At 51.6% G+C, this 24,954-nt stretch carries 14 protein-coding genes; 9 read left to right on the top strand and 5 right to left on the bottom strand.

Annotated features, from left to right (window positions below):
* Positions 1-58: 58 nt before the first annotated feature.
* The 4 genes from QEH52_RS07945 to QEH52_RS07930 form a co-directional block, all read right to left on the bottom strand.
* Positions 59-1,171, bottom strand: coding sequence for a response regulator (locus tag QEH52_RS07945; protein ID WP_308949573.1), 1,113 nt, complete (start codon positions 1,169-1,171; stop codon positions 59-61).
* A 125-nt stretch (positions 1,172-1,296) separates the two neighbouring features.
* Positions 1,297-1,956, bottom strand: coding sequence for an RDD family protein (locus QEH52_RS07940; RefSeq protein WP_308949572.1), 660 nt, complete (start codon positions 1,954-1,956; stop codon positions 1,297-1,299).
* Complete coding sequence (gene folD, locus QEH52_RS07935; RefSeq protein WP_308949571.1) at positions 1,953-2,828, bottom strand: bifunctional methylenetetrahydrofolate dehydrogenase/methenyltetrahydrofolate cyclohydrolase FolD; 876 nt, start codon at positions 2,826-2,828, stop codon at positions 1,953-1,955. The genes QEH52_RS07940 and folD overlap by 4 nt, the downstream gene beginning before the upstream one ends.
* A gap of 47 nt (positions 2,829-2,875) precedes the next feature.
* Positions 2,876-4,087 carry a NupC/NupG family nucleoside CNT transporter gene (locus QEH52_RS07930; RefSeq protein WP_308949570.1) on the bottom strand — a complete coding sequence of 404 codons (1,212 nt, stop codon included), beginning with the start codon at positions 4,085-4,087 and terminating at the stop codon, positions 2,876-2,878.
* Positions 4,088-4,349: 262 nt separating this feature from the next.
* Here QEH52_RS07930 and rpsL point away from each other — a divergent pair, with 262 nt between their 5' ends.
* From rpsL to rpsJ, 4 genes are all read left to right on the top strand, one after another.
* Positions 4,350-4,730 (top strand): 30S ribosomal protein S12, encoded by a 381-nt coding sequence (gene rpsL / locus QEH52_RS07925; RefSeq protein WP_308949569.1) that lies wholly within the window; start codon positions 4,350-4,352, stop codon positions 4,728-4,730.
* A gap of 86 nt (positions 4,731-4,816) precedes the next feature.
* Positions 4,817-5,290, top strand: a complete 474-nt coding sequence (gene rpsG, locus QEH52_RS07920) for a 30S ribosomal protein S7 (RefSeq protein WP_308949568.1) — start codon at positions 4,817-4,819, stop codon at positions 5,288-5,290.
* A gap of 48 nt (positions 5,291-5,338) precedes the next feature.
* On the top strand, positions 5,339-7,486 hold the full coding sequence (gene fusA / locus QEH52_RS07915; RefSeq protein WP_308949567.1) for an elongation factor G: 2,148 nt from the start codon (positions 5,339-5,341) through the stop codon (positions 7,484-7,486).
* A gap of 90 nt (positions 7,487-7,576) precedes the next feature.
* Positions 7,577-7,885 carry a 30S ribosomal protein S10 gene (gene rpsJ / locus QEH52_RS07910; RefSeq protein ID WP_308949566.1) on the top strand — a complete coding sequence of 103 codons (309 nt, stop codon included), beginning with the start codon at positions 7,577-7,579 and terminating at the stop codon, positions 7,883-7,885.
* 101 nt (positions 7,886-7,986) lie between these two features.
* Here the strand turns inward: rpsJ and QEH52_RS07905 are convergent, their stop codons facing one another.
* Positions 7,987-8,469, bottom strand: a complete 483-nt coding sequence (locus QEH52_RS07905) for a phage regulatory CII family protein (protein WP_308949565.1) — start codon at positions 8,467-8,469, stop codon at positions 7,987-7,989.
* Positions 8,470-8,578: 109 nt separating this feature from the next.
* Here QEH52_RS07905 and QEH52_RS07900 point away from each other — a divergent pair, with 109 nt between their 5' ends.
* The 5 genes from QEH52_RS07900 (at position 8,579) to QEH52_RS07880 (ending at position 24,953) form a co-directional block, all read left to right on the top strand.
* Positions 8,579-9,250 carry an OB-fold-containig protein gene (locus tag QEH52_RS07900; RefSeq protein WP_308949564.1) on the top strand — a complete coding sequence of 224 codons (672 nt, stop codon included), beginning with the start codon at positions 8,579-8,581 and terminating at the stop codon, positions 9,248-9,250.
* A 6-nt stretch (positions 9,251-9,256) separates the two neighbouring features.
* Positions 9,257-11,335, top strand: coding sequence for a hypothetical protein (locus tag QEH52_RS07895; protein ID WP_308949563.1), 2,079 nt, complete (start codon positions 9,257-9,259; stop codon positions 11,333-11,335).
* A gap of 97 nt (positions 11,336-11,432) precedes the next feature.
* Positions 11,433-16,724 carry a DNA repair ATPase gene (locus QEH52_RS07890; RefSeq protein ID WP_308949562.1) on the top strand — a complete coding sequence of 1,764 codons (5,292 nt, stop codon included), beginning with the start codon at positions 11,433-11,435 and terminating at the stop codon, positions 16,722-16,724.
* Positions 16,725-17,022: 298 nt separating this feature from the next.
* Complete coding sequence (locus QEH52_RS07885; RefSeq protein ID WP_308949561.1) at positions 17,023-17,799, top strand: LamG-like jellyroll fold domain-containing protein; 777 nt, start codon at positions 17,023-17,025, stop codon at positions 17,797-17,799.
* 80 nt (positions 17,800-17,879) lie between these two features.
* A complete protein-coding gene (locus QEH52_RS07880; protein WP_308949560.1) occupies positions 17,880-24,953 on the top strand; it encodes an SUMF1/EgtB/PvdO family nonheme iron enzyme in 7,074 nt (2,357 codons plus the stop codon).
* Position 24,954: the final 1 nt, after the last annotated feature.

The raw sequence follows: 24,954 nt of genomic DNA, 5'->3' as shown, positions 1-24,954 counted from the left end.
CAGTTGATGTAGATGATCTAGCTGGGCGATTGAAATTTTAAGCCTGTTACTAAGCCTTTTATAGTGGATGTTTGATGGTTGCCGTGACGCCGCCTTCTGGCTTTTCCTTAAGGTGAAGTTCGCCCTCAAGGTTGCGTAGCGTGTGGCGGGCGATGGTGAGGCCCATGCCTCGGCCGACCGAGGTCTTGGTGGTGATAAATGGCTCGAAGAGTGTGTCGCTCACCTCGGGTGCGATGCCTGTTCCATGGTCCGTGACTTCTAATTGTAGCATGGCAGGTCCACGCTCGCGATTGATGCTGGCCTTTAGGTGAATGCTGCGTGAGTCATCGGGTGTGTCCTTATTGTAGCTCTCCCACGCATTGATCAGGAGTTTACCAAGAATGATTTCGAAAGTTTCGGCGTTGGCCGAGATCTTAGTGTCGCTGTCGAGTGAGGATTCGATGGTCACTATTGCAGGTACATCATATTCCGAGCGGAAGCGTTCGATACTGCTATCGATTAGGTCCGAGACAGGTAATGCTGTGAGTTCGAGTCGCTCATTGTTGGCGATGGTGCCTAGTTGACGGATGATGTTGACCATGCGATTGATGGCGTTGTCCATTAATCCGACGCTGTGTTTGACCATGTCGGGGCTGTCGTGGCCATTCTTGATCAGGTCGAGGTAGCCGACCACGACGCCTAGCAAATTGTTTAAGTTGTGTGCGATGCCTTGCGTGATGGCGCCAACGGCGGCGGCCTTACGAGCATCTCCCAAGCGTATTTGTAGTTGGAGGTTTTCGCGAAACATCTCTTGTAGACGTAACTGTGTGCGCACGCGGGCGAGTGTTTCGTCTAAATCGATTGGCTTCGTGATGTAGTCGACGGCGCCTGCATCGAGGCCTTCTAGTTTGCCTTCTTTAGAGGCCTTGGCGGTGATGAAAATGATCGGAATCGTCTCGGTCTCGGGGTTTGACTTGAGGCGTTGGCAGGTTTCGATGCCATCCATCTCAGGCATCATAATGTCGAGCAAAATCAGATCCGGCTTGGTCTCAGCTACAGTGCTTAAGCATTCGCGCCCATTATAGGCAACGTAGACTTCCATGCCCTGGCGCTCAAGTTTACGCTGAAGCAGCTTAATGTTGATCGGCTGGTCGTCGACGACGAGGATTTTTGGCTGGTGTTTCTTGATCAAAATAGCGCTTTTCTTGAGGTGGATGATCGTAGTTGGATGGATGTTTCTACTGTCAAGTGTGAGTGTGACGGACTCGTTGGCTTAGGTAAAACAGAAAACACTAGATGGTTCATAGGCAATGTACCTCACTTGGATGTTTGAATATTTACGTTTTTTTCGTCAATGACGGCGGTTCGGCTCATCATATCGTGCCCCATTTGTCGGCGTTTGTTGAAAAATAGCGTCGCGAGGGTGGCGATTAGTCCGAAGGGGAAAAATAGGTAGAGCGTAAGTGTTTTTAGGCCGCCGCGTACGATACCGGCCATGATTGGCGGAGCTCCAAGTGTTACGGTGCTGACGCTGCGTATGCGGCAGATGCGTTTGCCTAGTGAGCTGCCAGCGAAGAATCCTTCTCCAATGGCAAAGTAGATCCAAAAAGTGAGCATCTGCAGTTCGTTGGCGACAGCCAGCGCGCGGACTAGGCTTTTGCTGGGTTCTGGGATGGTGGCGCCTGCTGTGGCACCGTTTTCGCCATACCACGTGATCAACGCCTGGGTCCATTCTGTAAGTTCAGTGAACGCGGCTGGGTGAGACTGCGGTAATACGATCTTCCAGATGATGACCGAGGCTACGGCCGAAATCAGGATGAAGTCCAGTAAGAAGGCAAACGCACGCAGGGGGATGCTGGCAGTCGGCATGGGGCCGTCCTTGCGAAAGATCGAGTCGAGCAAGTTGCCCGCGCTGGGAGGCGTGGGATGTGACTGTTCTTTTTTGGGCTCGTGCTGGTTGGGGTCGGGGAAACTCATCCGGCTTGGGCAGCTTTAAATGCACGCAATGTGTTGTGCATGAGCATGGCGACGGTCATTGGGCCGACGCCGCCTGGGACGGGTGTGATTTGTGACGCTTTGGGCGCGACTGCGTCAAACTCAACATCACCTACTAGGCGGTAGCCCCGTTTCTTGCTCGGATCCTCGACGCGATTGATGCCAACGTCGATGACTGCGACGCCGTCTTGAACCATGTCGCCTGTTACGAAATTGGCGCGGCCTATGGCGGCGATTAGGATGTCCGCTTGGCGTGTGATGCTAGGCAGGTCTTGTGTGCGGGAGTGGCAAATGGTGACCGTGGCGTTGCCTGGGAGTGCCTTACGCATCATGAGTAGTGCGGCAGGCTTGCCTACGATTTGACTGCGGCCTAGCACGACGACGTGTTTACCTTCGGTCTCGATCTCGCTACGCTTGATTAGTTCGACGATACCCGCAGGCGTGCAGGCGACGAAGCCGCTGTCATCTTCTTGGCAAAGTTTACCGATGTTTAGAGTGTTGAATCCGTCGACATCCTTGTTGGGCAGCACGCGATTGAAAGTCTCTGTTTCGTCGATATGTGATGGGAGTGGTGCTTGTATGAGGATTCCATTGATGTCGGGGTCGGCATTTAGGCTGTCGATTTGTGCAAATAGCGCTTCTTTGCTGACATCTTCTGGCAGCAGGTAGAGGCGACTTTCGATGCCGATGCGCTCGGCTGTCTTTTCCTTTTTACGCACGTAGGAAACCGATGCCGGGTCGTCTCCGACTCTAATAAAGGCCACGACTGGCTTCTTGCCTTGGATTTGGCCAACCTGAACGGTGAGTTCTTCGATAATGGATTCTGCAATAGCGTTGCCGTCGATGAGTTTCATACCTCCAAAGAACGCCAAGGCTTACTGGATTGGCAACTCTGAAATGCTTACTGCACCAGCATTCCGGCAATTGCTCCGCTTGAGAAATTTGCCAGTGAGGCGGCGAGCAGGGCGCGCATGCCTAATTGCGCGATTTCGCTGCGGCGCTCTGGTATCAGGCTGCCGAGGCCGCCGAGTAGGATCGCGATCGATGAGAAGTTGGCGAAGCCGCAAAGAGCGAAGGTTAGGATTGCCTGGCTGCGCAGGTTGAGCGTCTCTTGTATATGGGTGAATTCTAGGAAGGCTACAAATTCGTTGAGCACGATTTTTTGGCCAATGATCGCGCCGCCCTGAATTGCCTGCTCCCATGGGATGCCGAGAATCCATGCGAGCGGGCAAAATGCGTAGCCCAGTAATAGTTGTATGCTGAGGCCTTCCAGTCCGAGGCGGTCGCCCACATTGCCAAGTATGCCATTGCTTAGTGCGATCAGCCCGACGAATGCGATGAGCATGGCGCCTACGTTGAGCGCGAGCTTGAGCCCGTCGCTGGCACCTTGCGCAGCCGCATCAAATACATTGACCGGGGCCCCTTCAATGTCTTCGGGCAGCTTTTCGTTGTTCGGCTCTTCAGTCTCGGGTAGCAGTAGTTTGGCGAAGAGTAGGCCTGCGGGGGCGGCCATGAAGCAGGCAGCCAGTAGGAATTCCAAGCTGACCCCCATGCTGGCGTAGCCGGCCATGACGCTACCAGCTATAGAGGATAGCCCGCCCACCATAATTGCGAAAAACTCCGACTTGGTCATTCTGCTAAGGTAGGGTTTGATGACGAGCGGGGCCTCGGTTTGTCCCACAAAAATGTTGGCTGTCGCACTGAGGGACTCCGCGCGGCTGGTGCCGAGTAGCTTTTGGATTACACCGCCTAGTGAGGCGACTATAATAGGCATCACCCTTAAGAAGTAGAGAACGGAGATCAGTGAGGAGAAGAATATGATTACTGGTAATACGGTGAATGCGAAGAGGAAGCCTAAGTTGTGTTGGTGTCCTGCGAGTCCTCCGAATAGAAATTCGATGCCCACGAAGCCGAAGCTAATGACGTCACCCACCATGACGGAGAGCACTTCGAGCCCAAATTTGCCCCATGGGGAGAACAATACCAATGCGCCAAATCCGAATTGTATCAGGATGGCTCCTATGACTGTGCGCCAGTTGATGTCTTTACGAGAGCTTGAGCAGAGCCAAGCGAAGGCGATTAAGGAACAATATCCGAATAGGCTAGTGAGCATGCGCGCAGATTGAGAGTCGGTGCTGTATTTGCAAGCTTGAGAATTATGGTATCTTTCTCTCGAGTGTGCGGCCCTTGCGGGCTTTTCGAATCGGTCCCAAGCGCGCTTGTGGCCTGTGCTCGTGGGCTAACGGGGGAGTGGCTTATGTGAAGCATGGCAAGGCCCTGCTTGATTACCTCGAAAAAAATGCAAAAAGGTACTTGCACAGGAAAGGCCAAGCGCTACTTTCGCCGTCTTTCTCTAATTCCAGCGATCAATTTCAATGCCAACAATTAACCAACTAGTCCGCAACCCTCGTGTTGTTCAAAAGGTAAAATCCAAGTCTCGTCACCTGGACAAGAACCCATTTCGCCGTGGTGTCTGTGTTCAAGTTATGACTCGTACGCCTAAAAAGCCGAACTCTGCTATCCGTAAGGTGGCTAAGGTTCGTTTGACTAATGGCATCGAAGTGATTGCCTACATTCCTGACGAAGGTCACAATCTGCAAGAGCACAGTATCGTGCTTGTGCGTGGTGGTCGTGTGAAGGACCTTCCCGGTGTGCGTTATCACATCGTGCGTGGCACGCTTGACTGTGTCGGTGTTGAGAAGCGTCGCCGTAGTCGCTCGAAGTATGGTGTGAAACGTCCTAAGGATGCTTCCTGAGGCCTGCTAAGTGTTTCTTAGTTTAGCTGTTTCTTAATTTAGCTGTTTCTTGATTCTGATTTCTTAAATCTTATTTCTTTCTTACTATGTCACGTCGTCGCCAAGCCGTAAAACGTCCTCTTATTCCAGATCCTCGCTATAATAGCACTCTGGTTGCCAATCTTGTGAACATGATCATGGAGCGTGGTAAGCGCACCGTGGCTCAGAAAATCGTTTACACTGCTTTCCAGCGTGTAAGTGAAAAACTCGAAAAAGGCGATCCTGTAGACCTAGTTATGGGTGCGCTTGAAAACTCGCGTCCTAAGCTTGAAGTGAAGAGCCGCCGTGTGGGTGGTGCTACCTATCAGGTGCCCGTTGAGATCTCTTTCGAGCGTCAACAAGCTTTGGCTTTCCGTTGGATGGTGAATGCAGCTCGCAGCCGCAAGGGCGTTCCGATGAACGAAGCTTTGGCAGACGAAATTATCGACGCGTATAACAACACTGGTGGTGTTGTTAAGAAAAAGGAAGAAGTGCACCGTATGGCCCAAGCCAACCGTGCCTTTGCACACTTGCGCTGGTAGTCTGAGGACTTCCTCGCGCCACTCGTTCTTTTCCAGTCTAATTGTTTTATGTCCGCTACTAGCACAGCGTCAGCTAACTCGCCTAAGCGTAAGTTCCCCTTGGAGCATACGCGCAACATCGGCATAGCTGCGCATATCGATGCAGGCAAAACAACGACGACGGAAAGAATTTTATTTTACGCAGGTGTCGTCCATAAGATGGGCGAAGTTCATGAAGGTAGCGCTGTTACCGATTGGATGGATCAAGAGCGCGAACGTGGTATTACCATCACTTCGGCTGCGATCACCTGTAACTGGACCAATCAAGAAGGTCCATTTGCCGGAATCTGTAATAAGATTAACATTATCGACACCCCCGGGCACGTCGATTTTACGGCAGAAGTCGAACGCTCGCTGCGAGTGCTCGATGGCACCGTAGGTGTCTTTTGTGCCGTCGCTGGCGTGCAGCCGCAGTCCGAAACGGTCTGGCGCCAAATGACCAAGTATAAGGTCCCGCGCATCGCATTCGTAAACAAAATGGACCGCGTGGGCGCGGATTTTTTTGCGGCCATTGAGTCCATGCGCGATCGCCTCGCTGCGAATGCACACGCCATCTTTTTACCGATTGGTTCGGAGGAAGATTTTGTCGGTCTGATCGATCTCGCATCCATGGATGCCCGTATTTACGATGCCGCCGATGCTTCAGGTATGACATTTGAGCTGGGGCCGATCCCCGCTGATTATGTCGATCAAGCCCAAGAGTATCGCGAGAAGCTGATCGAAGCGCTGGCCGACTTTGATGACGCGCTGGCGGATAAGTATTTGGAGGGCGAAGAGCTCAGTGCCGACGATATTCGTGCAGCCATTCGTAAAGCCACCATTTCACTTGATTTCTGTGGTGTGATTCCTGGCAGCGCCTTTAAAAATAAGGGCGTGCAGGCCGTCTTAGAATCGGTTGTCAATTATTTGCCTTGTCCGCTCGATCTACCGCCTATGAAGGGGGAGACAGAAGCCGGCCGCGATGTTGAAGTTGCGCCCGATGACAACGCCAAGTTTACAGGACTCGCTTTCAAGTTAATGAACGACGGTTATGTCGGTAAGCTAGTTTTCATGCGAGTCTACTCCGGTAGCTTGGCTAAGGGGACCGCACTTTATAATCCACGCACCGGTAAAACCGAACGCATTTCGCGCTTACTGGTCATGAAGGCTGACTCACGCGAAGATATTGATGTCGCCTATTCGGGGGATATATGCGCCATTGTCGGTGCTCGCGATGTTGTGACCGGGGATACTCTTTGCGCAAAGGGCGTGGACATACGTTTAGAACCGCCTACATTTCCAGAGCCAGTGATCTCGATGTCGATCGAGCCCAAGACCTCCGCTGACCAGGAAAAGATGGCGACTGGTTTGCAGCGCTTGTCCGAAGAAGATCCAACTTTTGTTGTCAGTAGCGACGAAGAGACTGGCCAGACGATCATCGCTGGCATGGGTGAGTTGCACCTCGAAATCATTAAGGATCGTCTTTTCCGCGAATTTAAAGTCGGCGCCGAAGCCGGACGCCCGCAAATTGCCTACCGCGAAACCGTTTCAACCAATTCAGAAGGCGAGGGTAAGTTCGTGCGTCAAACTGGTGGCAGTGGCCAATATGGCCATGCCCGTATTAAGTTGGAGCCGCTCGAGCGCGGCGCTGGTATCGAAATCGTCGACAAGACCGTTGGCGGCGTCATTCCAAAAGAATTTATTAAGCCAACCTTGGATGGTATTCGTGAAGCGACTAACAACGGTTCCGTTTGTGGTTATCCCGTTGTCGATGTGAAAGTCACCCTCTTTGATGGTTCTTTCCACGAAGTCGATTCCTCCGAGATGTCTTTCAAGATGGCCGGTATTTTCGCCTTCCGCGATGCTATGGAAAAGGCGAGCCCACAGCTGCTCGAGCCCATGATGAAGGTCGAAGTTGAAACACCTGACGAGTATCAAGGTGATATCATGGGGGATCTCAATCGTCGACGCGGTCAGATTCAGAATGTAACTGGTAAGTCCGCTTTCATTTCGATCTCCGCCCTAGTGCCGCTGCAAGAGATGTTTGGCTACGCCACCATCGTGCGTTCGCTCAGTAAAGGACGCGCTTCCTATAGTATGGAGCCCGAATCCTTCGAGCCGGTCCCGCAGAACATCCTTAATAAAATTTTAGAAACCTCCACTCGGGGGCGCTATTAATCGGGATTAAGCAAGAAAGCATTTAGTCTCAATTTCAAAAGCACATTTTAACTGAAACATCAGTAAACCTTAACCAAACAAATATAAAATATGAGCACACCACGTATCCGTATTCGCCTTAAAGGCTTTGATTATCGCGTAATTGACCAGTCCGCTGCGGACATCGTCGAAACAGCTAAGCGCTCTGGCGCTCGCGTTGCTGGTCCTGTGCCCCTTCCAACTAAGATCGAAAAGTTCACTGTGAATCGTTCCGTTCACGTTAACAAAAAGTCGATGGATCAGTTTGAAGTTCGCACACATAAGCGCCTGATCGATATCGTCGAGCCAACTGCAGCCACAGTGGATGAGCTCAAGAAGCTCAACCTGCCTGCTGGTGTTGATATTTCCATTAACGTCTAGTTAATGCCGCGTAGGTGCGACTCACGCCGCATCACGTAATATTTCCAAAAGCCCGCTGCTTGTAAAAGCTGCGGGCTTTTTCGTGTCATTCCCAAGTGCGCTCAAGCGCTTCGGCTCCACTGCTTTTCGATCTCTTTCATTTGATCGAAGTCGCCGCGTTCACAGGCGTTTACAAAACCGTCGGCGAAGGATTTGAGTGTGTCCCAGCGCTTGCGTATGCCGGCAGCTTCTTCTTGGGTGATGCGTTCGTCGAGGCCAGCGTTGGCGATTTCTCCGAGTAGAGAGGCAAATTGACTGACCATCTCATGCGTGGCTGGGTTCAGTGCGTCATGTTTTGCGGATACGACATTGTTTGGCACGAAATAACCGTCCGCTTGCGCAGCCAACCATTTGATCAGTTGGTTGTCGCCGCAGGCCTCGTTGAGGGCGCAAACCCGATCCAAGGGGTTCTTAGAGCCGCTTTGAGTTTCACCTACTGGTTGCGACCACTTATAGATGAGGGACTGTGATATGCCGAGTTCGGCGGCGAGTGCCTTCGGAGAGCTGTCAACGAAGCAAGTTTTGATAATTTCGTGGGATTGCACAGCTAATGATTTTTAGAAATTACTTATTTTGGCAAGGTGTTTGTATAAAATCTCTCGCTTATTGTAATATATTTGCTCACTTTTTCTGTTATTATTTTGCCCCACTCAAATGATTGAAGAACTGTTTACTGAAGCCTTGCGTTGGTACAACATGCCCTGGACTCTAATGCTGATCCTAGTCATGTTGTATTGGTCGATTGCGGTTATCGGAGTCGTGGATCTGGATTTTCTAGGCTTCGATTTTGACGTGGACGCCGATGTCGATGTGGATGCCGACGCTGATATTGATGCCAATACGGGTGGTGGGGCACTCACTGGCTTGATGGAGTTTATTCATCTCGGCAGCCTGCCTCTGATGGTCGTGGTGTCGGGCTTAGTGATTTGTGCCTGGTCGATGGCTTTAATTGGCAACTTTTATTTAAATTCCGGAGGTTCCGGGATCATTGGTTTTGCGCTGTCCGCTGCGGTCGCAGTGCCGGGCTTGATCGTTTCGTCTTTGGCCTTGTGGCCGGTGGCGGTCTTTTACCAGCGACTCGAAGACAAGACCGACGGCAATTTGACGATGATTGGGCGAACATGCCATGTGCGTTCAGACCGAGTGGATGCAAGTTTTGGGCAAGCCGAGGTCAGCACGCCGGAAGGTCCTTTGGTGGTGAATGTGCGCCTTGCTTCGGAGAGTGCCCCGCTGCAAGCGGGGGATACTGCATTGATCATTAGCGAAGATGCGCAGCGTATGCTTTATACAGTCAGGAAGATAACCAACGAATTAACCAAGATCTAAGATAATATGAATATGATACAGTCACTTGCCATTATTGAATCTGTGGGCCTCACAGTGTTGCTAGGAGTCGCCGCGGCGATTGTTGGTTTGTTGGTCACACTTATAAAAATGTACCGTAAGGTCGACCAAGGCTATGCACTCGTGCGCAATGGTTTTGGCGGCACACAGGTTTCATTTGCGGGCATGGTGAGTGTGCCAGTGCTGCACAAACTGGAAATCATGGACTTGCGAGTGCAGCACTTGCCCTTGGATCGTCGTGGCAAGGATGGTTTGATCTGTCAGGATAATGTGCGAGCGGATATCAGTGTTGGCTTCTACGTGCGAGTGAATCCGCATGAAAATGATGTGAAAGCGGTCGCGAAGGCAGTCGGCTGTGAGCGTGCGTCGGATCTGGATAAAATTCGCGAGCTCTTCGATGCCAAGTTCTCGGAAGCTTTGAAGACTGCAGGTAAGCAATTCGACTTTGAAAGCCTCTACACCGACCGCATTGATTTCCGTAATAAGATCATTGAAGTTATCGGGCAGGATTTGAATGGCTACGCGCTGGAAGACGTGGCAATTGATTACCTGGAGCAAACTCCACTTGAAGCTTTAAATCCGGACAATATCCTCGACTCCGAGGGCATTAAGAAGATTGCCGAGCGCACGGCGACTCAGGCGATTCTGGAAAACGAGATTGCCAATCGCCGCATTCAAACCATCAAGCAGAACGATGTGCAGCGTATCGAGGCAGTCTTGGAGATGGAGAAACAACAAGCGGAGGCTGAAGAGAAGCAAAAGCGTGAAATTTCCGTGATTCGTTCGCGTGAGGAAGCTGAAGCGAAGCGCGTTGCTGAAGAGCAACGCCTACGCGCCGAGCAAGCTCAGATCAACACTGACGAAGAATTACAAATCGCTCGTGAAAACATGCAGCGCCAGGTGATCGTGGCAGAAAAGAATAAGCAGAAGACCGAAGCGGTAGAAACCGAGCGTGTCGAACGTGACCGTCAACTCGAAGTCGTGGAGCGCGATAAGGTCACTACATTGGCGGACATCGAAAAGACCAAGGCGGTCGAAATTGAAAAGCGCAATATCCAAGATGTCATTAAAGAGCGTGTGATGGTTGAGAAGACCGTCGTGATCGAGCAAGAAAAGATTAAAGATACCGAGTCCTTTGCCACTGCTGATCGTCAAAAGCGCATCGCAATTACAGATGCGGAAGAAAAGGCCGAACGCGAGAAGCTAACTCGACTGAAGGAAGCTGAAGCTAGCCAAGAGGCTGAAAAGTTGAAGGCTGACGAAGAATATTACAAGGAGGTCCGCCGGGCCGAGTCTAGCAAGCAAGCTACTGAGCTGTCTGCGCAAGAGATGATCATCGCCGCTGAAGCAGAAGAAGCCGCTTCGGTCAAACAAGCGCTCGCCAAGAAGCACCTCGCAGAAGGCGTTGCGGCGGAAACCGCGGCCGAAGGTCTAGGCGATGCCAAGGTCTTGGAAGCAAGGGCTGCTGCCAGCTTGAGACAGGGCGAAGCCGATGCTAAATCTGCCTCATTAAAGTTCGAAGCCGATGCCAAGGGCATTACCGAAAAGGCTGCTGCGATGAAACTCTTCAACGAAGCGGGCAAGGAGCACGAAGAGTTTAAACTTCGCCTCGAAAAGGACAAAGAGGTCGAGCTCGAAAGCATTCGTGTTAACGAAAATATCGCGCGTCATCAGGCCCAAGTGCTCTCTGATTCGCTTAAGAATACTAAGGTTGATATCGTGGGTGGTAGCACCGAATTTTATAACGATATCATTGGCGCTGTGACTCGTGGTAAGTCCTTTGAGCGCACCTTGAGTAGCAGTCCCGCACTGACTGATGTGAAGGAGACCTTCTTCAATGGAGACCCTGAATATTTCCGAGCTCAGGTTTCAAACTGGTTGAAAGACTTCAACATCGATGTGGCCACAGTGAAGGACTTGTCGATCGCTAACTTGATGATGAAGTTGGCTTCGGAAACTAATGATGAAGATCAGCTCAGCCGCATCCGCGGACTGGCCGGCATGGCTGAGAAGTTCGGTCTGGCCAATGAGCGTGTGCAACAGTTCCTTAGTATGGGGCAAAAATAGGCGCTAGCCGACACTAAGCTGCTAGGGGCAGCGACAGCGCGCAGCTGTCGCTGTCTTCTGCGGCGACTTTATATAAACAGCAGGCAATTGATCCAGTATGGCTAGTCAGAATCCAGCGACAGAGCAAAAACTCGAAGGGGGCGCTTATGAGGTGATTCGTAATCGCCTGACGACTCAAAGCAGTGCGCTCTTGGAGCGCGTGCAGCAGCTTGATGCGGAGCGTAAATCCGTGTTCGGTGCGGTGGACACTCACTTGCTGGCGACCGATCGAATACAGACGGGGAACAATTGCATCCCGCGCGGTATGATTGCATTGCCGGGAGGGCGTTTTATTTTCGGCTACAATGTGCACATGGGCCTGAAGTCGCAGGTGGAGGTGACGGATGTTTTTGCCAAGTTTCGCTACGATGCCTCGGATCACTCTTTTCATGAGGAGCCGCTGGTGGCACTCGAGTCCAGTGAGTTTGAGGCGGACTTTCAGTACCTTTATAAATATTATAAAAATACTTTCTTTGCGAAGTTTATGATCGTCGGCCCACACCTTTTGATGGTGTTTCAGATTAGTGACGATCTGCGTGATGTTAAGGTATTCAAATGGCTGATACAGGACGATACTTTAAGCTACCTCGGTAATCGCTTCGAGCACGAGTATGTGTTTCCCGATCAACACTCGTTTAAATGGACACGGGCGCATCGCGACCTGCACCGTACGGGCAGCTTTCCGCACGTCTCGATCGATGATCGCTTGTTTGTCGAAACCATCGGAGGCGATCTAACGATTAAGGTTGAAGACAATACCGACAGTGGGGAGGGGATTTATTCCGAGCCTGTTGAGAATCCTGATCAAACGCTGGACGATGCTGACATTCACTATGCATGTGTGGGCAGCCTGATTTTTCTTCGCATTACGCCCTACCAGGAGAAGCAGACGCGCTATTTCATTTATAACGAAAAGGTGAAAGAAGTGAAGCGCGTGGATTCGGTGGCACACTCCTGTGTGATGTTGCCCGAAGATCACGGGGTGATTTTTGCGGACGGGTATTACCTCCACAATGGCGATTTTAAGCGCTTCAGTCATGCCACCGGCGAGATGACCTTTGAGCGCGTGTTGAAAGCACCTAATGGAGAGGATTTTCTCTATGTGTTTTATCAGCAAAGTGAGGGCCTGTATCAATTGCTCTCCTATAATCTCATTGCTCAAAAAGTAGAGAGTCCGATCGAAGCACACGGCTACAGTACATTTGAGGATGGCTCGCTGATTTATTTTAAAGCACATGAGGAGCCGCAAAAGCACCACACCTTGCAAATCTGGCAGACTCCGTATGCGACGGAAGAGCTGACTGTCGAAGCGAGTAGCGATAATTATTTATTTAAGATCGGTAACGCCAGCATTGTGCGCTGCATCGCAGAATGTCACAGCATCTATAATTTGTTGCAGCGCGAGGATGCCTACGAGGGGCTCTACCTAGATCTGGTGAAGACCTGTGTGGCCACCATTGATAGCTACTTCTGGCTCGGCTCTGAGGATGCGTTTAATCTCAAAGATACACTGTCTCAGATTCGTGATACCGGCCAAGCCGCCATTGCAGAATTTGAGAAAGTGCAGCGCATTCGCAAGTCGACCTTGAAGCAGACTCAGCTGGTGCAAACACAGGCGCGTAAACTTTTTACCGAGCTTGCGGGCGCGCAGCCGGAAGATGTGCGCGTCTTTGTCGATTATTTGGCTCATCTGCGTCGATTGCGGGGCGAAGTGATTGGCCTACGGGATCTAAAATACGTCGATATCGCACTGTGTGATGAGCTGGAAGAGGGCGTCGCGACTCAAATGGATTCGCTTGCGCAAGCGACCGTTGAGTTCCTGCTGCAGCCACAGGCGCTCGCGCCTTACCACCAGCAATTACAGGAGGTGGAGAGCGCGATGCCGGAGATCAAAACCGCCGCCATGGCGAAGGATCTGCTGGGCGAGCTCGACGGCACCGGCGCGCAACTCGAAATGCTGATCGAAATGGTTTCGAACCTTAAGATCGAAGATGCCACCGAGACCACGCGCATCATCGACACCATTTCTGATATTTTTACCGAGCTCAATCGCCTCAAGGCCGAGGTGAAACGCTCGCGCCAGGAGCTGATGCGCAAGGAGGGCTCGGCGCAATTTCAAGCGCAGATCAAGTTACTGGAGCAATCAGTCGCCAACTATCTGGACATCGCCGATGAGCCCGAGCGCTGTGATGAGTTCTTGACTAAGGCGGTCGTGCAGCTGGAAGAACTGGAGGGCAAATACGCGGAGTTTGATGAATTTATCGAGCTCTTGGCCGACAAGCGGGCGGAACTTTACAATACCTTCGAGTCCAAGAAGGCGAGTTTGCAGGAGGCGCGCAATCGCCGCGTGAGCAAGCTGGTACAATCTGCAGAGCGCATTTTAAAAGGCATCGATAATCGCGCCAAGGCACTCAAAGAGATCAACGATATCAACGGGTATTTTGCCTCCGACCTCATGGTCGACAAGGTGCGCGACCTCGTCGAAGAGCTCAAAGCATTAGGAGAGGGCATGAAGGGCGACGAGTTGCTGACGCGGCTTAAAACCATTCAGGGCGATGCCGTGCGGCAGCTCAAAGATAAACAAGAGCTCTTCGTTGATGGGGAAAACCTCATTAAGTTTGGGCGTCACGCCTTTACTGTGAATACGCAGACACTCGAATTGACATCAGTCTTGCGTGAGGGGGCGCTGTATACCCATCTCTCGGGCACTCAGTTTTACGAGAAAATGCAGGACTCCGAATTGCTGGAGACTCAGCCAGCGTGGCAGATGCATGGCTGCTCGGAGAACGATCAAGTGTATCGTGCCGAGTATTTGGCCTACAAATATTTGGAGGCGCAGGGGGCCGAGGACTATTTACAACTCAGTGAGGAGGCGCGTCTGGAATCGGTGCGCGATTTTATGGCGCCCCGTTATCAAGAGTCCTATACTAAGGGTGTGCACGACTTTGATGCCTGCGCGATTCTCAATCAGCTGGCGCAAACACATTCTAATATTGGTTTACTGCGCTACAGCCCTGGCGTCCGCGCTTGCGCCTTAGTTTTTTGGCACAGCCAAGCTGGGCAGAGCTTGACTAACCATCTACGCGAGCGGATCGATGCTTTCGGCCAGATGCTGCGCCTCTTTCCGAATCATCATACGCAGAAAAATTACATCGATGAGCTCAGTGAAGCCATTGCTCGCTTTGCTCAGGAGAGTGCATTTTTTGAATCGATCGAGTACGCCACTGCTGCGGAGTATCTGTTTTATGAAATCGTTCAGGATGCCGATCTTTATTGCACCAAAGAGGCTGCCGATTTGATCGATCGTTTTAAGCGAGAGCTTTCCACTAAACGCTTTGAGGAGGCCTATCAAGGTGCGGTGCAGCAAGTCAGCGGCGATGTGCTGAGCGAGTATCGTGTGATTCATGATTGGTTGGAGGGCTACGCTGTCACACATCAGCTAGATGCGGACTTGCGGGTATTCCTGCCCGAGGCAGCTGCACATTTACTGCGCGGTGGTCTCGAGCGTCGTAAGATTCTCAACGTGCCGATCAAGCATACCGTTGCTGGCCTCAAGGGTGACCACCGCATCATCGCCGATGGGGGGGGGTATCACTTTAATTACCTCGAGTTTATGCAACGCATGCGAAAGTTCGAAGCTCAGGATCAAGCTCTTTATTTTCGCTACGAGTCTCGCAAGAAGGAACTGCTAGAACAACAAGAGGCCGAGCTGCGCCTCAACGAGTTTAAGCCGCAAGTCCTGAGCGCCTTCGTGCGCAATCGCTTGCTGGATGAAGTCTACCTTCCCTTGATCGGTGAGAACTTTGCCAAGCAAATCGGTAGTGCCGGTGAGGATACACGCACCGACCGCATGGGCTTGCTGTTGCTGATCTCGCCGCCGGGCTATGGTAAAACAACCTTGATGGAGTATGTCGCCAATCGCCTGGGGATCACCTTTGTCAAAGTCAATGGTCCCTCGCTCGGGCACGACGTCACTTCGCTCGATCCCTCACAATGCCCCAACTTGGCAGCTCGCCAGGAAGTGGAAAAAATTAACTTAGCCTTCGAGATGGGGGATAATGTGTTGATCTATCTAGATGATATTCAGCACACCAACCCCGAGCTCTTGCAAAAGTTTATTTCCCTCTGTGATGGCACCCGCCGTATTGAGGGCGTGTATAAGGGGAAGTCGCGCACCTATGACTTTCGTGGACGCAAAGTGGCGGTGGTCATGGCGGGCAATCCTTATACCGAGGCCGGGGGCAAATTTCAGATTCCCGACATGTTGGCGAATCGTGCCGACACCTACAATCTCGGCGATATTATCGGTGAGAACAGCCAATATTTTGAGGCCTCTTATATTGAGAATTCATTAACCTCGAATCGCACCTTGGGCATACTTGCTGGCAAGGATCGCAAGGATGTGTATGCCGTGATGCAAATTGCGGAGACCGATCAGCGTGAAGGCGTAAGCTTCGTTTCTTCCTACTCGATGGAGGAGATCAACGACATGGTCGCTGTGATGAAGATGATGATGCGCGTGCGCGACACTATCTTGCGGGTCAATCTAGAGTATGTGCGCTCCGCTGCGCAGGCCGACGATTATCGCACCGAGCCCTCCTTTAAACTGCAAGGCTCGTATCGTAATATGAATCGGATCGCGGAGAAGCTCTTGCCCATCATGACAGATGCAGAAGTCGAGCAACTCATTGTCGACCACTACACCGGCGAGGCGCAGACACTCACCGATGGGGCCGAGGCCAATTTGCTTAAGTTCAAAGAGATTGAAGGCAAACTCAGCGAGGCAGAACAGGCACGCTGGGATGAAATTAAGAAACGTTTCAACCGAAAGAAATTGCTCGGTGGCAGCGAGGGCGATCCCATCAATCGAGTGGTGGCTCAATTGTCCGACTTCAAGGAAGGGCTGGATGGGATTGGACAAGCCTTGGCTGCTGGCCGAAGCGATGCTGAAAATGGCATTGGTGGTGCGATACGTGAGCTGGTGAATGTGGTACAAGATCAGGGGGCCCTTTCGCTCGATCGCGCCAGTGCGCATCAAACAGATTTAGCGAAGCTGAGTGCTGAGGATATGCCGCGTTTACTGGAGGCATTGCAGGCAATTGCTGCGCAATTGCAGCAGTCGAACGGTCAGACCTTTGAGTTGAGCCAAGCGATTCAGCAAGCAGTCACCCAGCGTCGAACAAATGATGAGGCCGAGTCTGCTGAACTCTCTTCATCTCAAGCCCATCTACAAGAAGTTGCCTTCAGTCTGGATAAGTCGTCGCTCACGGTTTTAAATACGCTGATCACATCGATCGACTCTTTGCTCAGTCGCATTAGCGTGAATCACAATGATGAGTCTGCGCAGTAAAGTTCTTCGGACACGGAGACATGAATCTTAAAGATTAATAAAGCGCGTGAAGAGAGAGTATTCTCAACTTACTTAACTCAATTATTGGACGAAGTTTGTTCGTCTAAATCTTTTTGAGAGGAGTTTTGTGTCATAACAGTGTCAGTAATATTGGCGTCATGTGAAAGCTGTGTGACGAAGGATTTTTGCTATTGCGGGGCTATCTTTTGCTGAAATACCTCGGCTCCTTCATGTGCCTCCCTCTGCCGGGATGGTGCGTTTCAACACGGCTATAACTTCCTTCATAAGGCAACTTAATATGAAAACTACCACACTTTGTGCATTCGGCTCCGTAATTCTAATGCAAGTAGCATCGGCCTCACTCGTTGGCTCATGGGCTTTTGATGGTGATTTGACTAATCGCGTTCTTGGCGGGAGTGCGCTGACTACGGTTTCAGATTCCGGCAGTGCGATCGTTGAATCTTATGATTCCGCAATGATCGGTGGAGAAACGGCGACAGTGGCAAACCTCGCTCGTCTCGGCTATAATGTAACAAGTGGTAGCGGTGAGCAGTGGTTGGTGATGACAAATGATGCGAGCGCACCGACAAGCGCATGGTCCTTGATGATGGATATCAATTTTGATCAAGGATTTGCGGGGAACTATACTTCACTCTTTCAGACGGACACTGGAAATGCGGGTGATGGTGATTCCTTTATTCATAGTGCCAATGGCATTGGAGTCAGTGGTGATTATGCAGGAACTGTTGCTGCTTCAGAGTGGAATCGTATTACCATTACATTTGATGACTCGCAATTGTCGTATTATATAAATGGTTCTTTGGTGAACCAGGTGACCAGCACTGCGGATCGGTTTAATGTCGGTAGCTCATTACTCATACTTGTGGATAATGGTGCTGAGACTAGTGAGGCATTACTCAACAATTTAGCTTTCTGGGATCACACTTTGAGCGAGGTTGAAGTTTCTGGTTTTGGTGGAGCCAGTGCCGACGCAATTGTTCCAGAGCCTTCTGCTTATGCGATGTTGATCGGACTGGCTGCGTTGGGGTTTAGCATGATCCGCCGCCGTTCTTAAGGAATTATATATAATATTCGGGCTTATTTCAGTCGCCCGATTTTTCAATTTTACCGCGATGGCCTTTGAGCCTTTTCACCATGAAATCATTTATTCGTCGTGCGTTTGCACACTCATCACTCGCCTTGGCAGCTCTGTTGCCTGCCTCTATCTTTGCGGCGGAGCCTGTGGGGCTCTGGGAATTTGAAGATCCATCCGATCTCGGCGCAGCCAGTATCGGAAGCCCATTGCTTCTGAACGGCACTGTGATTGCATCTGCGGATGTGCCGGGTGCCGCGGATGTTGCGCGCACTGCCTATTTGACGGCGACGAATCCTATCGGAGCGAATGGAGATGAGGCCGCGACTCGAAGCAATCAGTTCACCATCGTGATTGATATGATGGTGCCTGATTTTACCGACGGTGGTGCGGACAATGGTAACTTCACCGGAATACTAGAATTTAATAGTGGGGGAGATGGTGATTATTTTATCCGTAAGCAGACGGGGAATACGGAACTTGGTGTCGCAGCAATTAATTACACCGGTAGTAGTGGCACATTTTTGAGTAATACATGGTATCGCTTCGTCTATGCGGTCGATAACGGCGGAGTGGGCCGCAGTGTCTATTTGAATGGTGTCAAAATTGGTGATAACAATAGTAACAACACACTCGATTTTGACCGCGCTTCGATTGCATCCACATTTGGAATCTTTCAGGATAATACGACTGCTGAACAGTCACGGGTGATCGTCAGTAATATCGCGCTGTATGATGAGCGCTTAAGTGATCACGAAATCGCTGACATGGGAAGCGCCGACGCCGGTCTTTCGGGATTTGTTGTGGAACCTGTGGGTCTTTGGGATTTTGATGATGCAGCGAATATTACTGCAGCGACGCTTGCGAACGATGGTGTTACACTTGAGGTTGAAGGCAGCACGCCTTCGCAGACGAGTGCGCTGGCTGATGCCAATGGATTGAGTCTCGATGGCGTCATAACAACTGTCACGGGAACTGCGAATCGCCTGAACTTGACCCATGGTATCGCAGCCAATGGCGGCGGCACGGGTGTGAATGAATATACTTTGATGTTTGATGTGTTCTCTCCATCCGGGAGTCGTAGTGCATGGCGTTGTTTTTTCCAAACCGACACGACCAACGCGAGCGACGGCGAATATTTCATCCGTAGTAATAATGACACCATGGGCACCGCTGATGCGGGTTATACGAGTGCCGCAATCGATGAAGCTAATTGGCAGCGGGTCGTGATTGTTGCGGACTTGCCGAGCTTTGAAGTTTATATCGACGGCGAACTTTTTCATACGCATAGCAACCAAACTGTAGACGGGCGTTATGCGTTGGATGATGTGTTGTTGCTCTTCGCTGACAATAGTAGCGAAAATGCTTCACTCAATATAGGGGCCTTTGCGATTTGGGATCATCCGCTTTCACCGGCGTCGATTGCCGGTATCGGAGCCGCGGGGGATGCCGTGCTCGGTGCTTTGGAGTATGATCCAAATGAGGCACCTGAAATTACCGAAGGCAGCAGCTATCGGATGAGTGATGCTGTGCTTAACGGTGCGGCAGTAGAGGGCACACTCCATGTGTCGGATCCTGAGAATGATTCGATCGTATGGAGCGTTTCGATACCTGCAGCGAATGGCACTGTCGCGATCCATCAGAGTGATGATAGTTCTGTGAGTTTTTCTTATACTCCGGATGCAGGCTTTAGCGGCTTGGATAGTTTTGAAATCGAAGCTGCCGATGCAGAAGCTAGCGATGCGGTAACGGTATCGATCTTAGTCCAAGACCCCGCGAATCCCGCATGGCCGACTCCGGTTGGCCTTTGGGAGTTTGATTTCGCAGTCGATCCTACCGTGGCGACGATTGGAAATGATTTAGTCGAGCAGGGCGAGGCGGCTTCTGTGGTGGCTGGTGCGTATAGTGATGATGGCGCTATGGATGTTGGCACGCAAACCAACTACTTAGTCACTAACCCGATTGGAGCGAATGGTGGAGGCACTTTGACGAACGAATACACAATGCTGTGGGATGTGTATGTGCCTTCACTCGGTTGGAAGACATTCTTCCAAACTACGCTCGCAAACGACGACGACGGCGATCTCTTTTTCAACACCAGCGGAGCCATCGGCACAAATGAAGGCTTTCAAGGTTATAGCTCTAACACTGTATCTGCCGGGGCATGGTATCGAGTCGTGTTGCGAGTCGAGGCAGGTGAGACCGATGGTGGCTCCATGTGGGTTAATGGAGTGCAGTGGCATACGGGCACACCGAAAGACGGTATCGATGCGCGCTATGCGCTCGGCAGTGAGTTCATCCTGTTAGGAGACAATGATGGTGATGATGGCAATCTTCATATCACAAATTTCGCCCTTTGGGATGAGGCCTTGACGGATACGCAAATCGCATCACTTGGCCCTGTTGCCGGGCGTATCACATCGACCACGAAACCGACTCCGAATGAAGCACCTGTGATTACAGAAGGTGAATCGGTGAGCGTGAGCGCTCAAATGAATGTCGCTTACCCTCTGATATTTAATGCCACGGATGGCAATGAGGATACGCTCAGCTGGTCCATCGCAGAAGACGCTGCAAATGGTTCGGCGGTCGTGACGATTGATGGCAATTCTCAGGCTACAGTCACTTACACTTCCGGTGCTTATGTCGGGAATGATAGTTTTATTGTGGAAGTGAGTGATGGCGCAAAAACGGATCAGATTGTTGTCACAGTAAACGTATCCAATACCACACCAGTGATCACTGAAGGGAGCGAATTCGCGCTGAACACGACAAAAGATTCGGATGCTCAGGCAGTGGTCTATCATGTGACTGATGCGAACGGTAATACACTCGTTTGGTCCGTATCGACTCCTGCAGGTAATGGCACAGCCGCGATCGATACACAAAGTGATACGGAGGCGACGATTAGCTATACACCGGATGCCGGTTTCTCAGGAATCGACAGTTTCGTGGTTTCGGTATCCGATGGCTTAGCAACGGATACAATTACAGTGACCGTCAGTGTGACGGACCCGTTGGCTGACCCCGTGTTGACGATTCTTTCTTCGCAAGGCACATCGACTCCAGTCGCCGGTGCACACAGTTATACTTCAGGCTCAGAGGTGACCGTATCCGTTGTCGGTGAGACTACATCCGATACACGGAGCACGCCGATTGGTTGGACTGCGATCGGTAGCGCACCGCGCACAGGTAATGGAGCAACGGTGACTTTCGACATTACTCGCGATACCGAGCTGACTTGGTTATTCTTGACCGAATACTTAATCGATACTGAAGCGACAACTGGCGGCAGTGTCGATGTTGTCGACGGCTGGTATGGTGATACGACACCGTTGACCATTACGGCGACACCGGCGGCTGGATATTATTTCAGTGGTTGGACGGGTGATACCGCAGGTGCTTTGATCGGTGGTAACACGATCGTGCTCCCAATGGATCGTGCGTATGGAACGATTACCGCAAACTTTAGTGTCGAGGAGGTGTTCACTGTGATCGCACTTCCGGATACGCAAAACTACGTTAACAATGATTCACGCGCTGAGATTTACAAGTCGCAGACGCAGTGGATTGTGGACAATATCGTGACCGAAAATATCAAGTTCGTCACGCACCTCGGTGACATTGTGAATAATCAATACAGCGATGATCACTGGACACGTGCCAACGCCGCGATGGATTTGATGAACGACCAAATCCCATACGGCACCAGTCCGGGGAATCATGATTTGAGCGACAAATATATTGAGCACTATGGACCTAGCGCGTCCCGTTGGGTGAATCCAGCTGATGGACAAATCTATGATTGGTATCGGGGATCCTCGCCAACTGGTTGGAGTGATTATCAAGTCATTACCGTCAATGGTCGTGAGTGGATGTATTTACACATGGACATCGATGCGCGTGACCAGGATATCGCTTGGGCTCAAGCAGTGCTCGATGCACACCCGACCACTTTGACCGTGTTGACGACGCATAACTATCTCGCCGAATCAGGCGGTAGCGGTAAGTCCGGTTCCGGCACGGGTGAGCGTGGTCGTGTGCCTCTACTCTGGGTGAGTGGCGCTGATCGTAATACGGCAAACGAAGTGTTCGATACGCTCGTGTATCCAAATAACCAGATCTTTATGGTCATTTGTGGACACAATTTTGCGATTTATAATTTAGAAGAAACCAACGCCGCGGGTAATGTTGTGCACGAAGTTTTGGTAGATTATCAAACCTTGCCCAATGGTGGTAACGGCTTCTTGCGTATCATGGAATTCCAGCCCTCAGCTGGTAAAGTGGTGCACAGCACTTACTCTCCATACCTCGGACGCGACTGGAGCAAAGATATCAGCTCCGACTCACAAGGCATGGCTGGCTTACACGATCCGGATGGTAGCTTCTTCGATATGTTGGTCGACTTCGATGGGCGTTTCGATCAGACGCTGATCGTGGTGTCGCCGCAGTCAACTGTGACGCCTGCAGTTGGTTCGCATAAGATCGCGGATGGCAAGCCGGTGGTGATCAGTGCGCAAGACATCGTCGATGGCACCACGCGCGAGCATGTGGTCGGATGGTCTTTGATTGGCGATCGAGTCAACACTTCCGGTAGCGGTGCTGTGGCGACGATCACGATGGATGGAGGCGCTACTTTGACTTGGGATTACGATACGCAATATCAACTCACGACACAGTCGGTAGGTGATGGCCTCGTGTCCTTGTCCAGTGGTTGGCAAAACGCCGGTGCGAGCGTATCCATTACGGCGCAGCCCGACACTGGAGCGAGCTTCGTGAAGTGGAGCGGCGACATTAGTGGCGCGACTGTTAATGGAGAGACGATTTCCTTTACGATGGACCGCGCACGCGGCCCTGTGACTGCTGAGTTCTCTAGTTCGAATCCTACCTATACTGTCGAAGTTGCGTCGACAGTTAGCACTGTGAGCCCGTTGCCAGGTTCTTACAGTTACGATGAAGATTCCGAAGTCAGCTTCAGTGCCACGACGCAAACAGTCGGGGATACGCGTTATGTGCCAACCGGATATTCCTACACTCTGGGCGATGGCGAAGTCGTCAATGGTAGTGGCAGTTCGGTCGACATTACTTTGACCGACGATCTCGACTTTACCTGGAATTGGGAAACGCAGCACTACTTGAACGTCGCGACGAGTGGCCCGGGCTCGATAAGTCTACCGACTCCTTGGATCGAGGAGGGAGCATCTGTCAGTGTCAGCGCAATGGCCGATACCAATGCAGCCTTCACTGCATGGACGGGGGATACCAGTGGTTTGGACATTAATGGTAGCCAGTTTAGTATCGCATCGATGAGCGAACCAGTTGGCCCTGTGACGGCCAACTTCGCCCTGGACCAATACACGCTGACGGTCGTTTCCGCTTACGGTTCACCGGTTCCAGCAGTTGGCGAGCACCTCTATAGTCATGGCGCGGAAGTCGAGGCATCTGTCGAGGCTGTCAGCCAAGGGAAAACACGTAATATCATCACGGGCTGGTCGACTACGGGAGCGAATAGTGCCAGCGGCGACGAATCATCCGTCAATCTGGAACTGACCGGTGATACGACCCTCACCTGGAATTGGGAAACACAAGTATTACTGGAAATCGACAGTGGTGCCGAAGGTAAGCTTAAGCCCATGGATGCCGGCAAGTGGTATCCAATCAACACTACAGTTAATATCGAGAGTGTGCCTGGGCCGTTTTTCACCTTCGTCGAATGGCGTGGTGACCTCGGCGAGGCCGATGCGACTCAAGCAACTCTCAGCCTGCGACTCGATCAGCCGCGCGCACTCGTTGCCGACTTCTCACCTGTCTTAGCTGCCAATGGCACACCACACTGGTGGTTAGACAATCAAGGTCTGGTATCTGATGGGAATTTTGATGCCGCTGAATCTTCCGATCCAGATGGTAATGGTCTGACCGCTGCTCAGGAGTTCGTCGCCGGACTGCCAGTCGGTGGACAGTTGAAAGTAGGCATGGACATTCCAAGTGCCGCTTCGCCGACCATCAACATCACCTGGGACAGTCAACTCGGCCGTCGTTATACCGTGAAGTCCGCTCCGGATTTGAATACAACCTTTACTGCGATCGATGACGCTGTCGAAGGAGATGGCAACTTAATGGAAATTCCTGTTGCCGGTCCTGGCGCCGGTAATGATCAAGCGTTCTTCACGGTCGAAGTGGAAGCCTCTCCAGTGGCAACGAGTGCAGATGCCGACGCCGCGATTTCTTCTCCGGGCACCGCGCAGTTCAACTTCGCCCGAGCGATGGCACACATACCGGCGGGCTCTTTCATCATGGGTGAGGATAGCGCTGGTATCGCCGACGTTCGTCCGGAGCATACAGTGCACCTCGATGCCTTCTATATGGATAAATTTGAGGTGTCCCGAGGTGAGTGGATCACTGTCGCTACTTGGGCCAATGCCAACGGATACGACTTGCCGACCGTCTTGCATGTTTACGACTTCGTGCCCTCCGATGACCACCCGGCTGTGCCGATCACCTGGTATGAAGCAGTGAAATGGTGTAATGCGCGCAGTGAAATGGAAGGTCTCGTGCCAGCATACTACGCGGATACAAATGGCGAAAACGTTTACCGTAGCGGCGAAATCGACCTGACCACTGCACATGTGAACTGGAGTGGCAACGGTTACCGCCTGCCAACTGAAGCACAGTGGGAATACGCCGCACGCGGTGGACTCGTTGGAGCTGACTATCCATGGGGTTACGGAGATGTCATTTCACGAGGCAACTCCTGGCAGAATCTCGTATCGGTTAACCAGCAGTTCGATCCGTATCCGATTACACGTCCGATCGGTTACTTTGATGGCACACAAGATGTCGCCTCCGGTTACGTCGCTGAAGATATGGCAAACGCCTACGGCCTTTACGATATGGCGGCGAATGTGCACGAGTGGGTCTGGGATTGGGCCGAAGATTATACTGCTCTAGAAGACTTCGAGCCGAAAGGACCGGAATCTACACCAACCGCACCGAACCGTATTTTGCGCAGTGGCAGTTGGTGGAATAACAGCGTCGATGCCCGTGTCTTTCACCGCTATCCATTCCCTCCGGCAGGGGATGATCCTTACGGTGTCAATGGCTTCCGTTGTGTGCGTCCTGCGCATCCATCGGAATAAG

It is taken from the genome of Thalassobacterium maritimum (assembly GCF_031127805.1).
Classification (GTDB): domain Bacteria; phylum Verrucomicrobiota; class Verrucomicrobiia; order Opitutales; family Coraliomargaritaceae; genus Thalassobacterium; species Thalassobacterium maritimum.
Note: the sequence above shows the minus strand (reverse complement) of the source record. Positions and strands in the feature narration are given on the sequence as shown.

What these genes read in the sequence shown, in the direction of transcription:
- QEH52_RS07880 (WP_308949560.1), top strand. Translation starts at nt 17,880, where the DNA reads ATGAAATCATTTATTCGTCGTGCGTTTGCACACTCATCACTCGCCTTG.
- rpsL (WP_308949569.1), top strand. Translation starts at nt 4,350, where the DNA reads ATGCCAACAATTAACCAACTAGTCCGCAACCCTCGTGTTGTTCAAAAG.
- QEH52_RS07930 (WP_308949570.1), bottom strand. Translation starts at nt 4,087, where the DNA reads ATGCTCACTAGCCTATTCGGATATTGTTCCTTAATCGCCTTCGCTTGG.
- QEH52_RS07940 (WP_308949572.1), bottom strand. Translation starts at nt 1,956, where the DNA reads ATGAGTTTCCCCGACCCCAACCAGCACGAGCCCAAAAAAGAACAGTCA.
- fusA (WP_308949567.1), top strand. Translation starts at nt 5,339, where the DNA reads ATGTCCGCTACTAGCACAGCGTCAGCTAACTCGCCTAAGCGTAAGTTC.
- QEH52_RS07885 (WP_308949561.1), top strand. Translation starts at nt 17,023, where the DNA reads ATGAAAACTACCACACTTTGTGCATTCGGCTCCGTAATTCTAATGCAA.
- QEH52_RS07895 (WP_308949563.1), top strand. Translation starts at nt 9,257, where the DNA reads ATGAATATGATACAGTCACTTGCCATTATTGAATCTGTGGGCCTCACA.
- folD (WP_308949571.1), bottom strand. Translation starts at nt 2,828, where the DNA reads ATGAAACTCATCGACGGCAACGCTATTGCAGAATCCATTATCGAAGAA.
- rpsJ (WP_308949566.1), top strand. Translation starts at nt 7,577, where the DNA reads ATGAGCACACCACGTATCCGTATTCGCCTTAAAGGCTTTGATTATCGC.
- rpsG (WP_308949568.1), top strand. Translation starts at nt 4,817, where the DNA reads ATGTCACGTCGTCGCCAAGCCGTAAAACGTCCTCTTATTCCAGATCCT.
- QEH52_RS07890 (WP_308949562.1), top strand. Translation starts at nt 11,433, where the DNA reads ATGGCTAGTCAGAATCCAGCGACAGAGCAAAAACTCGAAGGGGGCGCT.
- QEH52_RS07900 (WP_308949564.1), top strand. Translation starts at nt 8,579, where the DNA reads ATGATTGAAGAACTGTTTACTGAAGCCTTGCGTTGGTACAACATGCCC.